Genomic DNA, 13,481 nt, shown 5'->3' with positions numbered 1-13,481 from the left:
CAAGCTTACGTGAACGGGTGTTGTAACCCTGACATGTGCTATGAGAACCCGCTCTACTTCGCCGAGGCCGCGGCCACCGCGGACCTGATCGCCGCCGGCCGACTCGAGCTGGGCGTCTCCCGCGGTTCCCCGGAGGCGGCGAGGGACGGGCAGGAGCAGTTCGGGTACACGCTCCCCGAGGGCGAGAGCTGGGCCTCGGTCGCCTGGCGGCGCGGCGAGCGCATCCGCACCGCGCTGCGCGGCACGCCCTTGGCGCAGCCGGACCTGGAGTCGGGCTGGTCCCACACCACGGGCATGCTGCGGATCGAGCCGCAGTCCCCTGGCCTGGCAGACCGGCTGTGGTGGGGCGCCGGTTCCACCCCCACGGCCGTCCGCGCCGGCGAGGCCGGCTATGACCTGGTCTCCTCCACCCTGCTGCTGGAGGACGACGGCCGCCCCTTCCACGTGCAGCAGGCCGACCAGGTCGCCCGCTACCGTGAGGCGTTCGCCGCCGCCGGGCACGAGCGCACCCCGCACACCGCCGTCACCCGTTCGATCCTGGCGATCCAGGACGAGCAGGACGAGCGCAGGTTCGGGCACGAGCGTCACGGCCGCGACTCCTCCGGCTTCCTGGACGGCTCCCGCGCCGTCTCCGGGCCCACCTACGCGGGAACCCCGGAGGAGGTCGCCGAGCTGCTGGCGAAGGACGAGGCCGTCCAGGCCGCTGACCTGGTGCTGGTGGCCAATCCGAGCACGCTGGGCGCCGCGTACAACGCGAAGCAGTTCGCCGGCTGGATGGAGTCCTGGCGCCTGCTCGGCTGGGCGGACTGAGCCGGCCCCCTCCACGCCGCCGGCAGAGGAGCCGTACGTCACACGGTGCCGCGCACACCCGGCGGGGCGTGAGAGCCTGGAGCGGATGTCCAGGCTCTCACGCCCCTCCGCTGCGTCCGCAGCCGCTGCCGAGCTCCGCCGCGCCCGCTGGGCCGCGACGTTCGCGTTCCTCACCAACGGCGCCCTGTTCGGCGCGCTGATCCCCCACTATCCGGAGGCGAAGTCCGCCTTCGGACTCGGCGCCGGCGAGTTCGGCCTGCTGGTGATCGCCCTGACGCTGGGCGCGGCGCTCACCGGCAGCATGCCGGCACCGATCCTGCGCCGGGTCGGCAGTCGCCGTGTGGTGCTCTACGGCACGCTCCTGCTGGCGGTGCTCGTCACCGGTGCCGGTCTCGCCGTGGACGCCGCGGCGGCCGCCCGCGAGGACGGCGCCCTGCCCTGGGGCGGCTTCGTCTGGGTCTTCGCGGGCCTGCTGTTCGTCTGCGGCATCGGCGACGCGATCGTGGACACCGCGCAGAACGCCCAGGGCATCCGTGTGCAGACCGTGCTCCGCCGGCCGGTGCTGACCTCCATGCATGCCGGGTGGAGCATCGGCGCCGCCGCCGGAGCAGGCCTCGGTGCGCTCTCGGTGGGCGCCGGTCTGCCGATGTCCGTGCACCTGGGCCTGAACGGCCTGGCCTGCGCCGTCATCCTGCTGCTGGTCCACCGCCGGTTCCTCCCGGACGCCCCTTCACGTCCCGACGACGGCCCCGCGCCGTCGACGGGGACCGTGGCCTCCGACTCGGCCTCGCCCCAGGCCGCCGAGGCGGCCGACCGCGTCGGGCCCTCCACGGCATCGGACGCCGCCACGGATTCCGCCCAGACTCCGACCCGCACCGGCGCCTACCTGGCGCTCGTGCCGATCGTGGTGATCGCGATGGCCGGGTTCAGCGTGGAGGAGTTCGGCAACGCCTGGACCTCGCTGTTCCTGCAGACCGAGCGGGGCCTGGACGCCGCCGTCGCCGGCCTGGGTGCCTCCACTCTGCTGCTGGCCCAGTTCCTCGGCCGCCTGACCGGCGACCGCGTCCTCGCGGCGCTGGGCCGCCGCACCACGCTCACGGTGGGGCTGTCCTGTGTGGTCCTCGGCCTGCTGCTGGTGTTGTTCACCGCTGCCCTGCCGGTGGTGCTCTCCGGCCTGGCGCTGTGCGGCCTCGGCTGCGCGGTGGTGGTCCCCACCGCCTACGCGCTCGGCGATGAGGTCCCCGGCCTGCCGGCGCAGACCGGCCTGGCGATCGTCTCCTGGCTGATGCGTGTGGCCGGCATCGGTCTGAGCCCGCTGGTCGGCCTGCTGGCCACGACGATGCCGCTCACCCCGGCCCTGCTGGTCTTCCCCGTGCTGGCCGCGCTCGGTGTGCTGTGCTCACTGGTCCTGCACCGCGCCGGCCACCGCTGAGCCGTCACGGCCGGCCCCACACAGCGCGACGCCCCGCACCGGACGGTGCGGGGCGTCGTCGTGCGCGGGCTGTCAGTCGTCGTCGACGTCGCCGCCCAGGGCCTTGGCCGCCAGGGACTCCTCGGTGGCGGCCTCCCAGACCTCCTTGGCCGCGGAGCCGTTGAGGACCACCAGCAGCAGGCCGACGATGATGTCCGCCCAGCCGGAGGCCGTCAGCGCGGTGGCGCCGGCCAGGGCGATGAGCACCACGCCGGCGATGAGGTCGTTGCGGGCGGCGAGCCAGGCGGCCCGGGTGAGGGAGCCGCCGTCGGCCCGGAAGCGGGAGAGCAGCAGGACGCAGACGAGGTTCACGCCGATCGCACCGACGGCCGTCCAGAGCAGGGCGCCGACGGCCGGCGGCTCGGGGTCGCCCATCTTCGCCACCGCCATGACCAGCGCCGCGAGGGCCGGCAGCACGAGGATCACGGCCATCGCCTTGCCCACCGCCGCACGCTTCGAGAGCGTCCAGCCCAGGGCGATGAAGATCAACAGGTTGACGGCGAAGTCCTCGAAGAAGTCCACCGAGTCCGCCACCAGGGCCACGGAGCGGATGGACAGTGCCACGGCGATCTCCACCACCATGTAGGCCAGGTTCAGCAGCGCCACCGTCAGCACGGTGGCCCTCAGGGCGCGCACCCGCGCCGGGTCCCGGTCTGTCTCCCCGGCGCCGGGATTCCCGACGACGGCCGCCTCCTCCGGGTCACGGTCGGCAGCGGTCATGCGGTCGCCACCACGGAGGCGTCGGCGAGCACCTGAGCGTAGCCGGCGGTGAGCAGGCCGTCCACGATCGGCGCCAGGGCCGTCATGGAGTCGTCCACCTCGATCTGCACGGGGTGCTGTGCCACGAGCAGGGCGAGCAGGTCGGCCACGGCCTGCTGGGCCTCGGCGTCCTCCAGCTCGGGGTCCCAGCCGAGCAGCACGTCGGCCGGGTCCTCCTGGCGCTCGGCGGTGTAGGAGACGGCGAACGCGCGGATGGCCCCGCCGTCGGCGCCGGGCCGGTCGCGCAGGACCACGGCGCCGGCGGCTCCGGTGTCCGGGCCCAGCAGCATCTGCTGGGCCTGACCGAGGCTCATCTCGGCCGGGTCCCACTCATGGACACCGTTGTAGAACGCGGCCACGGCACGGGTGAGCTCCACGGAGCCGGTGGAGGACTCCTCGAGGCTCACGCCCTCCGGGGTCTGATCGGTGCGCAGCGTCGGCAGCGCCACGGAGCGTGCGGCCACGGCCACGCGCCGGGAGCGCTGGATCCGGGTGAAGCCCCGGGCGGCGAGGAAGCCGCCGGTCGCCTCGGCCTGGGCCGCACGCTCGGCGTGGGACTCGAGGTCGAGCTCCGGCAGCTCCTCCCCCTCGGCCACCGTCCTGGTGTCCTCGGGGGCGAGGCCGTAGCGGGACTTGAGCGCCGTCGTCGTGACCTCACCGGCGGCGTGCGCCGCCGTGACGATCCGGCGCAGAGCGTCCAGGAGGGCGGAGCCGATGCCGCGGCCGCGCTCGGAGGCGGCGGTCTCCACGTAGAGCCAGAGCCGCTGCGGGTGCAGCGAGGAGGCATAGACCACGGCGGCGCCCACGGGGACGGAGTCCACCTCGGCCACGATGCACCGACGCCACGGGGTGTCCGAGGAGGCGGCCAGCATGGCGCGGTCCTGGTGCTGCTGCACGTCCACGGGGTCGCCGAAGACCTCCAGCAGCCGCAGGTCGTCGCCGTCCTCCCACGCCCGCAGGGTCAGCCCCTCCGGGGCGGTACGGGCGCTGCCGTTCTGCTGCGCGCCGGTCACTTGACCAGACGCTCCAGCAGGTAGGACTTCACCTGGGACAGGGCCACGCGCTCCTGGGCCATGGTGTCCCGCTCGCGGATGGTGACGGCCTGGTCCTCGAGGGTGTCGAAGTCCACGGTGATGCAGTAGGGGGTGCCGATCTCGTCCTGACGGCGGTAGCGGCGGCCGATCGCGCCGGAGTCGTCCGTCTCGATGTTCCACAGGCCGCGCAGCTCCTCAGCCAGGGACTGGGTGGCCGGCTGCAGATCCGGCTTCTTGGACAGCGGGAGCACGGCGGCCTTGACCGGGGCCAGGCGCGGGTCCAGCTTCAGCACGGTGCGCACGTCCACGCCGCCCTTGGTGTTCGGGGCCTCGTCCTCCGCGTAGGCGTCCACGAGGAACGCCATCATGGCGCGGGTCAGGCCGAAGGACGGCTCGATCACGTACGGGGTGTAGTGCTCGTTGGCGGCCTGGTCGAAGTACTGCATCTTCGTGCCCGAGTGCTCGGTGTGCTGGGACAGGTCGTAGTCCGTGCGGTTGGCCACGCCCATGAGCTCGCCCCAGCCCTCGCCGCCGCCGAAGCCAAAGCGGTACTCCAGGTCGATGGTGCCGTCCGAGTAGTGCGCGCGCTCCTCGGCGGGGACGTCGAACCTGCGGAGGTTGTCCGGGTTGATCCCGAGGTCCACGAACCAGTTCCAGCACTGGTCCACCCAGCGGTCGAAGTGCTCCTGCGCCTGGGCCGGCGGCACGAAGTACTCGATCTCCATCTGCTCGAACTCGCGGGTGCGGAAGATGAAGTTGCCCGGGGTGATCTCGTTGCGGAACGCCTTGCCGATCTGGCCGATGCCGAACGGAGGCTTCTTGCGGGCGGCGTTCACCACGTTGAGGAAGTTCACGAAGATGCCCTGCGCCGTCTCCGGGCGCATGTAGTGCAGGCCCTCCTCGTTGTCCACGGGGCCGAGGAAGGTCTTCATCAGGCCGGAGAACAGCTGGGGCTCGGTGAACTCGCCGCGGGTGCCGCAGTCTGGGCACACCACTTCCGCCATGGACTCGGGCATGCGGCCCTTCTTCGCCTCGAAGGCCTCCTCCAGGTGGTCCTGGCGGTGGCGCCTGTGGCAGGAGGTGCACTCCACCAGCGGGTCGGTGAAGGTGTCCACGTGGCCGGAGGCCTTCCACACGTCGCGGGGCAGGATGATGGACGAGTCCAGGCCGACCATGTCCGCGCGGGAGCGCACGAAGGTCTTCCACCACTCGTTCTTGATGTTCTCCTTCAGCTCCACGCCGAGCGGCCCGTAGTCCCAGGCCGAGCGGGAACCGCCGTAGATCTCACCGGCCTGGAACACGAAGCCTCGGCGCTTGGCAAGGTTGATGACGTTGTCCAGCGGGGACTTGGCAGCCATGGGTGAATGTCACTTCCGTCCTGGGTGTGGGGCGCCCCGCACACGGCGGCGGGGCGATGGGCGGCGGGCCGGCGGCATCCGGGCATGGCCGCAGGACGCGCACGACTCGCGTGAGGGCAAGCCTACCGGGGACAATGGGTCTCATGGCTTCCGACGCACAGCCCCTGCCCATCCGTGACGAGACCATCCGCCTCGGCCAGGCCCTCAAGCTCGCCTCCCTCGTGGAGGACGGCGCCATGGCCCGCGACGTGATCCAGGACGGCATGGTGACCGTGAACGGCGAGGTCCGCACCCAGCGCGGCGCGCAGCTGCACGACGGCGACGTGGTGGAGTTCAACGGCGAGTCGATCGTGATCGAGGCGCCGTAAGGCTCGGTCAGGCCTTCCCCGGCACCACCTGGTCCAGGTACTGCACCACGTGGGCGAGCTCCTGCGGGTGGACGGCGTGGCCGAGGCCGGCGTAGACGATCTTCGTCATGTCCACGTGCCTGTTGAGCCAGCCGTGGGTGGCCTCCACGCGGGCCTCGGAGATGATCGGGTCCTCCTGACCACGGCCCCAGAAGACCTTCGGCCGGACGCGGGCGACCTCGTCGTCCCGGTCGAAGAGGGTGGCGAGCTCGGGCTCGGCGCGGTCCGGGTCGGCGACGAAGCCGGACAGGCCCACGGTGCAGGCGTAGGCGGCCGGGTCCAGGCGCAGCAGGGACATGGCCATCGCCATGCCCTGGGAGAAGCCGAGCAGGGTCACGGACCGGAAGTCTGCGCGGACGGACTCCACCCAGGCCTGCAGTGACTCAACGGCGGCGCGCACGGACGGGGCGTCCGAACCGATCTCCCCGGTCACCGGGTCCTGGGACAGCGGGAACCAGGCGAAGCCGCCCATCGGGATCTGCAGCGGCGCGCGCACGGAGGCCACGGTGAGCCGCTCCGGGAACTCGCGGGCCAGGCCGAACAGGTCGTTCTCGTCCGCGCCGAAGCCGTGCAGCATCACCAGCAGGTGATCGGTGCGCTCCCCCTCAGGGTGGGACCAGCGGACGGTGAACTCGGTGGTGGAAGTCATGGCGTCCAGCGTATGCGGAGCAACCGAAGTGGAGCATCCCGCTCCGATTCCTTGTTCCACATGCCCTTTGGGGTCCAGAATGCACTGTTGTGACGACTCCGCACCCAGACTCCTCCACAGCCTCCCGTCCCGACGACGCCTCCCCTGCCGCTTCGCCCACCACGCATCCGTGGCGCCGCTACGTGGCCCTGGGCGACTCGTTCACCGAGGGCATCGGCGACCCGGTGGCCGAGAAGCCGGGATACCACCGCGGCTGGGCCGACCGCGTGGCCGAAGAACTCGCCCGCCTCACCCCGGACGACGATCGCTTCGCCTACGCCAACCTTGCAGTGCGCGGCAAGCTCCTGGACCAGATCACGGCGGACCAGATCGACCCCGCCCTCGAGCTGCAGCCGGACCTGGTCAGCATCTGCGCCGGCGGCAATGACATCCTGCGCCGGGCGGACCCGGACGAGGTGGCCGTCCGGCTGGACACTGCGGTCGAGCGGCTGTCCGCCTCCGGGGCCACCATCCTCCTCTTCAATGCCACGGACGTGAAGGAGACCCCGGTGCTCGGCCGCATCCGCGGCAAGGTGGCCATCTACAACGAGAACGTCCGCACCATCGCCGCCCGCCACGACTGCCTGGTCCCGGACATGTGGTCCCTGAAGGTCCTCTCCCGCCCGGAGATGTGGGCCGAGGACCGCCTGCACTTCTCCCCCACCGGACATCACACGATCGCGGCGATGGTCCTGGAGACGCTGAACGTGGAGCACGACCTGGAGCCGTTCGTGCCCAAGCCGCTGCCGCCGCGGAACTGGCGCCACGCGCGGGCCGAGGACGTCGTGTGGGCGCGCACCCACCTGGTGCCGTGGGTCATCCGCCGCATCAAGGGCGTCTCCTCCGGAGACGGCCGCAGCGCCAAGCGCCCCGACGCCGCTCCCCTGTTCGGCGCGGACATGCCGCACGGCTCGGACTACAACGAGGGCTGAGAACCCGCCGCAACAAGGGCTGAGAACCCGCCGCCCCGACGACGGCCCGGACGCACAAGCGGTGCGTCCGGGCCGCCGTCGGCTCAGAGGGCCAGGTCCTGCCGGAGCTGCTCGGCGACCTGCCCGTAGTGGACCAGGAAGCCGTCATGCCCGAGCGGTGAGTCGATCATGTGCACCTGCGGCCGGGCCGGCAGCAGCGCGGCCAGTTCGTGGGACTCGGCGGGGAGGTAGAGCCGGTCCGACTCCACGGCGGCCACGAAGGCCCGGCCCGTGAACCGCCGCAGCGCCTCGGCCACGCCCCCGCGGCCACGGCTGACGTCATGGCTCATGAGGGCCTCGGTGAGGGTCAGGTAGGCGTTCGCGTCGAACCGGCCGACCAGCTTGGAGGCCTGATGGTCCAGGTAGGACTCCACCTGGTACCGGCCCAGACGCTCTCCTGCCGCCGTGCCGAAGGGATCCTCTTCACCCTGGTGGCGGCGCCCGAACCTCACGGCCAGCTCCTCGGCGCTGCGGTAGGTGATGTGGGCGATGCGCCGGGCGATGCCGAGGCCGGCCTCGGGCTGCGGTCCTCCGTAGTAGTCACCGTCCCGGAACTGGGGATCCAGGCGGATGGCCTGTGCCTGGGACTGGGCGAAGGCGATCTGCTCGGCACTCGAGTGCGCGGTCGACGCCAGCACCCCCACGCCCGCCACACGGTCCGGCCTGCTCACGGCCCACTCCAGGGCCCGGGCGCCGCCCATCGACCCGCCGATCGCGGCATGCCAGCGGGCGATGCCGAGGTGGTCGGCCAGCCGTGCCTCCGCCTCCACCGCATCGCGCAGGGTGATGAACGGGAACCGCGAGCCCCACGGACGTCCGTCCGGGGCCGGGCTCGCCGGGCCGGTGGAACCGGAGCAGCCGCCCACCATGTTCGGCGCCACCACGAACCAGCGGTCCGTGTCCACGGCGCAGCCGGGACCGACGAGCTCATCCCACCAGCCGGTCCTCGGGTCCTGGCGGTGGGCGGCCACGTGGGTGTCTCCCGTGAGGGCGTGGAGGACCAGCACGGCGTTGGTGCCCTCGGCGTTCAGCGTGCCCCACGTCTCATAGGCGAGCTCCACCGCCGGCAGGTGGCCGCCGGTCTCCGTGTCCAGCGGCCCGACGCAGAGCCGGTGGAACCCGCCGGCGGGCAGATCGGTGCGGGTGCCCCTGACGTCCACCGCGGTCACCGGGCCTCCCCTGCGGAGGCGGCCGGGCCGTCGTCGTGCCTCACGGCGCCGGAGGCGGCGGCGAAGCCGGTCTCGAGGTCCGCGAGGATGTCCTCGATCGACTCCAGGCCCACGGAGAGGCGGACCAGGCCCGGGGTGACGCCGGTGGCGCGCTGTTCGTCCTCGGTGAGCTGGGAATGGGTGGTGGAGGCCGGGTGGATCACCAGCGAGCGGACGTCGCCCACGTTCGCCACATGGTGGTGCAGGGTCAAAGCGTCCACGAAGGCCGCGCCGGCCTCGCGGCCGCCGGCGATCTCGAAGGAGACGATCGCACCGGCGCCGCGCGGGAACAGCTCCTTCGCACGGGCGTTCCACCGGCTCGAGGCGTGCTCGGGATGGACCACGGCCTCCACCTGCCCGTGGCCGTCCAGGTACTCGACGACCCGGCGGGCGTTGGCCACGTGGCGCTCCATGCGCAGGGACAGGGTCTCCAGGCCGAGGTTCACCAGGAAGGCGTTGAACGGGGAGATCGCCGATCCGTAGTCACGGAGCAGCTGCACGCGGGCCTTGAGGATGTAGGAGAGGTTCACGCCGAAGGCACCGTCGGCACCGAGGTCCCGAGCGTAGACGAGGCCGTGGTAGGACTCGTCCGGCTCGGTGAAGCCTCCGAAGCGCTCGGGGTACCTGCCGTAGTCGAAGGTGCCGGCGTCCACGATCACGCCGGCCATGGCCGCGGCGTGGCCGCCGAGGTACTTGGTGGCCGAGTGGGTGACCACGTCCGCACCGTGCTCGATCGGCCGGAACAGGTACGGCGAGGCCAGGGTGTTGTCCACGATCAGCGGGACACCGGCCTCGTGGGCGACGGCGGCGACTCCGGCGACGTCCAACACGTCTCCGCGCGGGTTGCCGAGGGACTCGCCGAAGAACGCCTTGGTCTCCGGGCGGACGGCGGCCCGCCACTGCTCCAGGTCGTCCGGGTCCTGCACGAAGGTGGTCCGGACCCCGACCTTGGCCAGGGTGTGCTTGAAGAGGTTCTGTGTGCCGCCGTAGAGCGAGGTGGAGACCACCACGTGGTCTCCGGCGCCGGCGACGTTGAGGATCGCGAACGTGGTGGCTGACTGCCCGGAGGACAGCAGCAGCGCACCCACGCCGCCCTCGAGCGCGGCGATCTTCTCCTCCACCGCCTGCTGGGTGGGGTTGCCGATCCGCGTGTACAGCGGGTCCAGGTCCGCCAGCGCGAAGCGGTCCGCGGCAACCTGGGAGCTGGGGAAGTCGAAGGACGTGGTCTGCACGATCGGCAGAGCGGTGGCGCCGTGGGCGTGGGGCTGCTCGGCGCCGGCGTGGATCTGACGGGTCTCGAAGCCCCAGGCCTCGGCGGCGGGGGTCTCGGCGTTCGCGGAGGTGCTCGTCTCAGGGGCGCTGTTCTGGGTGGTCATGGCGGATTCCTGGGGCTGTCAGGGTCGGCCATGCCCCCGCGCCTCGGACTGCCGTGGACCTTGAGCAGGTCCGGGGCTCTGGCACGCCCGTGCGGGAGCGGGCGCATGACACGACCGCGCTTGCCGGGCCCCGGTCTGGGGCCGGCCTGGTCGTCACCCGGGGCACCCCGCCGCGGTGGGGAGGGTTGCCGGCCAGAATGCCGGGGCATTGGTGCTGGCTCTCGTGACCGTGCCGCCAGTGTGGCATCGGGGACACACCGACCGCACACCGGCTCGTCACGATTTCATGTCCTTCGTCACACAGGGCTAGCCTGAGCCTCACGACAGCCCGGCTGACATCCCCTGGGCCGACGAGAGGACGATCTTCGTGAGCACCATCCGCCTGGACCATGTGTCCTACGCCGCCGGCCCCGAGGGCCTCGACGCCACCGTGGAACGGGTTTCCGACGCCCTCGGCGTGGAGCGCGTGAAGGGCGGCGTGCACCCTCGGTTCGGCACCCGCAACGCCCTGTTCCCCATGGCCCACGGCCAGTACCTGGAGGTCGTGGAGGTCCTGGACCACCCGGCGGCGGCGAACGCCCCGTTCGGCCAGGCCGTGCGCTCCCGCTCCGAGCAGGGCGGCGGCTGGATGGGCTGGGTCGTGGCCACAGACGACCTCTCCGCCTTCGAAGAGCGCCTCGGCCGCTCCGCCGTGCCCGGCAACCGCAAGTTCCCGGACGGCCGCGAGCTGACCTGGAAGCAGATCGGCATCAAGGGCCTGATCGCGGACCCGCAGGTCCCGTACCTGGTCTGCTGGGACGAGGGCACCGAGGACCTCCACCCCTCCCTGGCGGCCCCGGCGCAGGCCTCGATCTCCTCGCTCACCCTGGCCGGCTCCCGCGAGCGTGTCCGCTCCTGGCTGGGCCTGGACGATCCGTCCCAGAAGGTCGAGGACCTCACCATCGAGTACGCCGCGCCCTCGGGCACCCCGGGCCTGCTGACCGTGCGGTTCGAGACCCCCCGGGGCACCGTCACCCTCTGACGGCCGCCCTCACCCGCGGCGCTCTTCCCGGCGGCCTCCCCCGGCGCTCTTCCTGACGGCCACCCCCCCTGCGCCCTTCCTGACGGCCTCCCCCGGCGCTCTTCGCCTACTGGTCTGCTGGCCTACTTGTCTACTGGTGAGGACACACCGTCTGGCACCCCTCCTGTGCGGGCGATGAGGGTGTGTCCTCACCAGTTGGCAGGTGTGTCCTCACCAGTTGGCGTCGGACGGGGACGGACCGGACGTCGGACTGGGCATCGGACCGGGCCTCGGACGGGGACGGTCAGGTGCCGAACCAGCCCAGCTGAGCCAGCAGCGGGGCGGCGACGAACCCGGTGACGTCCAGCAGCAGGTGGGCGACGACCAGCGGCATGACGCGGCGCCAGCGCAGGTAGAACAGCACGAAGACGACGCCCATCGCCGCGTTGCCCAGTCCGGGGCCGATGCCCTGGTACAGGTGGTAGCCGGCGCGGAGCACGGCGAGCCCGATCACGATCGCGGTGACGCGGACCGGCAGGAAGGCACCGGTGTCCGTGGTGCGCGGGGCCGGCAGCAGCGGCGCCTGCTCCCCCGCCAGACCACAGGAGCGCAGCTGCTGCAGATAGGACAGCCGGTCCACCATCCAGGCCACCACGATGACCTCCTCCACCAGCGCATGGCGCAGGGCGGACAGGACCAGCACGGGCACGGCGTACCAGGTGTCGTCCATGGCGGAGCCGACGATCGCCGTGGTGGCGCCGAGGGCGCGGCCGCCGGCGTAGACGGCCAGGGTGCCCAGGCCCATCACGAGGAACAGCAGGGAACCCCAGCCGAGGTCCGCCCACGGGCGGCGGAAGTCCAGGCCGAACGCGCGGAACGGGTTGCGGCCGCGCAGCCGGACCAGGTGGAGCACGAGGGCCACCGGGACGAGGGCGAAGCCGATGTTCAGCAGCTGGTAGGTGAGGTCGAAGACCCATCGGTTGTTCAGGACCGGGTTGAGGACGGTCGTCTGGTCCTGCAGCGGCCCCTGGGTCATCTTGTCCAGCAGCTGCACCACTGCGTAGACCGCGGACTTGCCCAGGGACAGGCCGAGGACGATCGCGACCTCCCAGCGGACGGTGCGCGCCGAAGGGGCGGGCAGCGCGCCGGAGGGGCGTGCCGTCGTCGGGCCCTGACTGGCCTGGGTGGTGGTTCCGGAGGTGCTCACGTGCGCAGTGTAGGTCCGTCCGCCGGGGGTACGGTGTCAGTCATGGCGTCGGATCCGCTTCCCTCAGAGATCGGGCTCGCGCGCACCTGCGCCGAGCGACTGCTGCCCCACGTGGACGCCCGGACCGCCGAGCGGCTGACCGGAGCGCGCTGGGATGCCGGACGTGTGGAGGAGTCCGGCCAGTTCCACCGGGTGCTCGTCCTGGACGACGTGGCCGTGCTGCGCATGACGCGGATGGCGGAGGCCGGTGCCGCCCCCGGCACCTGCTGGGCGCCGGACGACTCCCCGGCCTTCCACCTTCCTCGTCGCATGGGCCTGCTGCAGGCGCTGGCCGCACGGGGCCTGCCGTTCTCCGTGCCGGCGCCGCTGTCCGAGGTGTGGCACGCCGAGACGGCTGAGGGCGTGCCGCTGACCGCGGCGGTGCTGCAGCCCTACCTGCCCGGCCAGCCGCATCCGGTGCACGAGGGCGACCCGGCAGTGCTGCGCGGGATCGTGGACGCCCTGGACGCCGTGGACGTCACGGATGGGGATGTGGCCGCAGGGCTCGGCCCGGCGTGGGCCTTCCGCGGACCGTGGACGGACGAGCGCATCCAGGCACTGCGGGCGCTGCCGGCGGCGTTGCCGGCCGAGCATGCCGGAGCCCTGCCGCAGTCCTGGCAGGAGGCGGTGGAGGTCATCGCGACGACGGTCCGCACCTGGTTCTCCGAGCCCGCCGTGGCGCCGCGGCTGGTCCACGGGGACCTGGCCGGCCACAACCTGCGCTGGGTGCCCGTCCCCGGCGAGGGCGACGCGGTCGTGTGGAGGCTCGCGGGCATCCTCGACTGGGACCTGGCGCATGCCGGAGACCCGGCACGGAACGTCGCGGACCTGGCGATCTGGCACGGCCAGGACCTCATCGACGAGATCGCCCGGGACACGGACGAGGCCGGCCGGGTCCGTGTGTGGCTCGGCAACGCGGCACTCGAGGCGCTGGACGACGCCCGCGCACGGCAGGAGCTCACCGGCCGGCCGCTGCGCTGGGACAAGCTGCTGCGGAAGGTCCTGCCGCGCATCGAGCGGGCGATGACCGCGTTCTGAGCCCCTGGCGCTGTCGCTCGCAGAACCGGAGCCGCCGCGCGCCGTCCGGTCCGCTTCCCAGGCATTTTCGCTGACGATATGGGAGGGGCCCGGACCGCGGCCGGTCTCGACACTT

The 13,481-nt window shown here is 72.3% G+C and carries 13 protein-coding genes and 1 riboswitch; of the genes, 6 read left to right on the top strand and 7 right to left on the bottom strand.

What is annotated here, in order from left to right:
• Nucleotides 1-33: 33 nt before the first annotated feature.
• Complete coding sequence (locus CEQ11_RS04845; protein ID WP_088477932.1) at nt 34-810, top strand: LLM class flavin-dependent oxidoreductase; 777 nt, start codon at nt 34-36, stop codon at nt 808-810.
• Between the two features lie 85 nt (nt 811-895).
• Nucleotides 896-2,242, top strand: coding sequence for an MFS transporter (locus CEQ11_RS04840; protein ID WP_088477931.1), 1,347 nt, complete (start codon nt 896-898; stop codon nt 2,240-2,242).
• A gap of 72 nt (nt 2,243-2,314) precedes the next feature.
• Here CEQ11_RS04840 and CEQ11_RS04835 read toward each other — a convergent pair whose 3' ends face one another.
• Genes CEQ11_RS04835 through CEQ11_RS04825 form a run of 3 tightly spaced genes read right to left on the bottom strand, consistent with a single transcriptional unit; the run spans nt 2,315 to nt 5,432 of the window.
• Nucleotides 2,315-3,001, bottom strand: a complete 687-nt coding sequence (locus tag CEQ11_RS04835; RefSeq protein WP_088477930.1) for a cation transporter — start codon at nt 2,999-3,001, stop codon at nt 2,315-2,317.
• Nucleotides 2,998-4,053, bottom strand: coding sequence for a GNAT family N-acetyltransferase (locus tag CEQ11_RS04830; RefSeq protein WP_087134608.1), 1,056 nt, complete (start codon nt 4,051-4,053; stop codon nt 2,998-3,000). The genes CEQ11_RS04835 and CEQ11_RS04830 overlap by 4 nt, the downstream gene beginning before the upstream one ends.
• Entirely contained in the window at nt 4,050-5,432 is a 1,383-nt protein-coding gene (locus CEQ11_RS04825; RefSeq protein WP_088477929.1) for a glycine--tRNA ligase, read from the bottom strand. The genes CEQ11_RS04830 and CEQ11_RS04825 overlap by 4 nt, the downstream gene beginning before the upstream one ends.
• Before the next feature lie 134 nt (nt 5,433-5,566).
• Here CEQ11_RS04825 and CEQ11_RS04820 point away from each other — a divergent pair, with 134 nt between their 5' ends.
• Entirely contained in the window at nt 5,567-5,800 is a 234-nt protein-coding gene (locus tag CEQ11_RS04820) for an RNA-binding S4 domain-containing protein (protein ID WP_087134606.1), read from the top strand.
• Nucleotides 5,801-5,807: 7 nt separating this feature from the next.
• On the opposite strand, the gene CEQ11_RS04815 is transcribed toward CEQ11_RS04820, so the two are convergent.
• Nucleotides 5,808-6,488: an alpha/beta hydrolase gene (locus CEQ11_RS04815; RefSeq protein WP_088477928.1), complete on the bottom strand. Its 681-nt coding sequence runs from the start codon at nt 6,486-6,488 to the stop codon at nt 5,808-5,810.
• Nucleotides 6,489-6,577: 89 nt separating this feature from the next.
• Between CEQ11_RS04815 and CEQ11_RS04810 the strand changes: the two genes are divergently transcribed.
• Nucleotides 6,578-7,459 (top strand): SGNH/GDSL hydrolase family protein, encoded by an 882-nt coding sequence (locus CEQ11_RS04810; protein WP_088477927.1) that lies wholly within the window; start codon nt 6,578-6,580, stop codon nt 7,457-7,459.
• 83 nt (nt 7,460-7,542) lie between these two features.
• On the opposite strand, the gene CEQ11_RS04805 is transcribed toward CEQ11_RS04810, so the two are convergent.
• Entirely contained in the window at nt 7,543-8,667 is a 1,125-nt protein-coding gene (locus CEQ11_RS04805) for a homoserine O-acetyltransferase (RefSeq protein WP_088477926.1), read from the bottom strand.
• The gene (locus tag CEQ11_RS04800; RefSeq protein ID WP_088477925.1) at nt 8,664-10,082 is read right to left on the bottom strand and encodes an O-acetylhomoserine aminocarboxypropyltransferase/cysteine synthase family protein; all 1,419 of its coding nucleotides are present in this window, start codon (nt 10,080-10,082) and stop codon (nt 8,664-8,666) included. The genes CEQ11_RS04805 and CEQ11_RS04800 overlap by 4 nt, the downstream gene beginning before the upstream one ends.
• Nucleotides 10,083-10,193: 111 nt before the next feature.
• A riboswitch (SAM riboswitch) is annotated at nt 10,194-10,311 on the bottom strand.
• A 138-nt stretch (nt 10,312-10,449) separates the two neighbouring features.
• Here CEQ11_RS04800 and CEQ11_RS04795 point away from each other — a divergent pair.
• Complete coding sequence (locus CEQ11_RS04795) at nt 10,450-11,103, top strand: VOC family protein (RefSeq protein ID WP_067191378.1); 654 nt, start codon at nt 10,450-10,452, stop codon at nt 11,101-11,103.
• Between the two features lie 283 nt (nt 11,104-11,386).
• On the opposite strand, the gene CEQ11_RS04790 is transcribed toward CEQ11_RS04795, so the two are convergent.
• Complete coding sequence (locus CEQ11_RS04790) at nt 11,387-12,289, bottom strand: CPBP family intramembrane glutamic endopeptidase (protein ID WP_369804913.1); 903 nt, start codon at nt 12,287-12,289, stop codon at nt 11,387-11,389.
• Between the two features lie 42 nt (nt 12,290-12,331).
• Between CEQ11_RS04790 and CEQ11_RS04785 the strand changes: the two genes are divergently transcribed.
• A complete protein-coding gene (locus CEQ11_RS04785) occupies nt 12,332-13,366 on the top strand; it encodes a phosphotransferase family protein (RefSeq protein WP_067191382.1) in 1,035 nt (344 codons plus the stop codon).
• Nucleotides 13,367-13,481 lie beyond the last annotated feature (115 nt).

The organism is Micrococcus sp. FDAARGOS_333, assembly GCF_002206575.2.
In the GTDB taxonomy this organism is placed as follows: domain Bacteria; phylum Actinomycetota; class Actinomycetes; order Actinomycetales; family Micrococcaceae; genus Micrococcus; species Micrococcus lylae.
The sequence above is the reverse complement of the archived record's forward strand: the minus strand, read 5'-3'. Positions and strand labels throughout refer to the sequence as shown.

Coding starts and splice junctions, on each gene's coding strand:
- CEQ11_RS04785 (WP_067191382.1), top strand. CDS start 12,332: ATGGCGTCGGATCCGCTTCCCTCAGAGATCGGGCTCGCGCGCACCTGC.
- CEQ11_RS04800 (WP_088477925.1), bottom strand. CDS start 10,082: ATGACCACCCAGAACAGCGCCCCTGAGACGAGCACCTCCGCGAACGCC.
- CEQ11_RS04845 (WP_088477932.1), top strand. CDS start 34: ATGTGCTATGAGAACCCGCTCTACTTCGCCGAGGCCGCGGCCACCGCG.
- CEQ11_RS04840 (WP_088477931.1), top strand. CDS start 896: ATGTCCAGGCTCTCACGCCCCTCCGCTGCGTCCGCAGCCGCTGCCGAG.
- CEQ11_RS04835 (WP_088477930.1), bottom strand. CDS start 3,001: ATGACCGCTGCCGACCGTGACCCGGAGGAGGCGGCCGTCGTCGGGAAT.
- CEQ11_RS04815 (WP_088477928.1), bottom strand. CDS start 6,488: ATGACTTCCACCACCGAGTTCACCGTCCGCTGGTCCCACCCTGAGGGG.
- CEQ11_RS04825 (WP_088477929.1), bottom strand. CDS start 5,432: ATGGCTGCCAAGTCCCCGCTGGACAACGTCATCAACCTTGCCAAGCGC.
- CEQ11_RS04820 (WP_087134606.1), top strand. CDS start 5,567: ATGGGTCTCATGGCTTCCGACGCACAGCCCCTGCCCATCCGTGACGAG.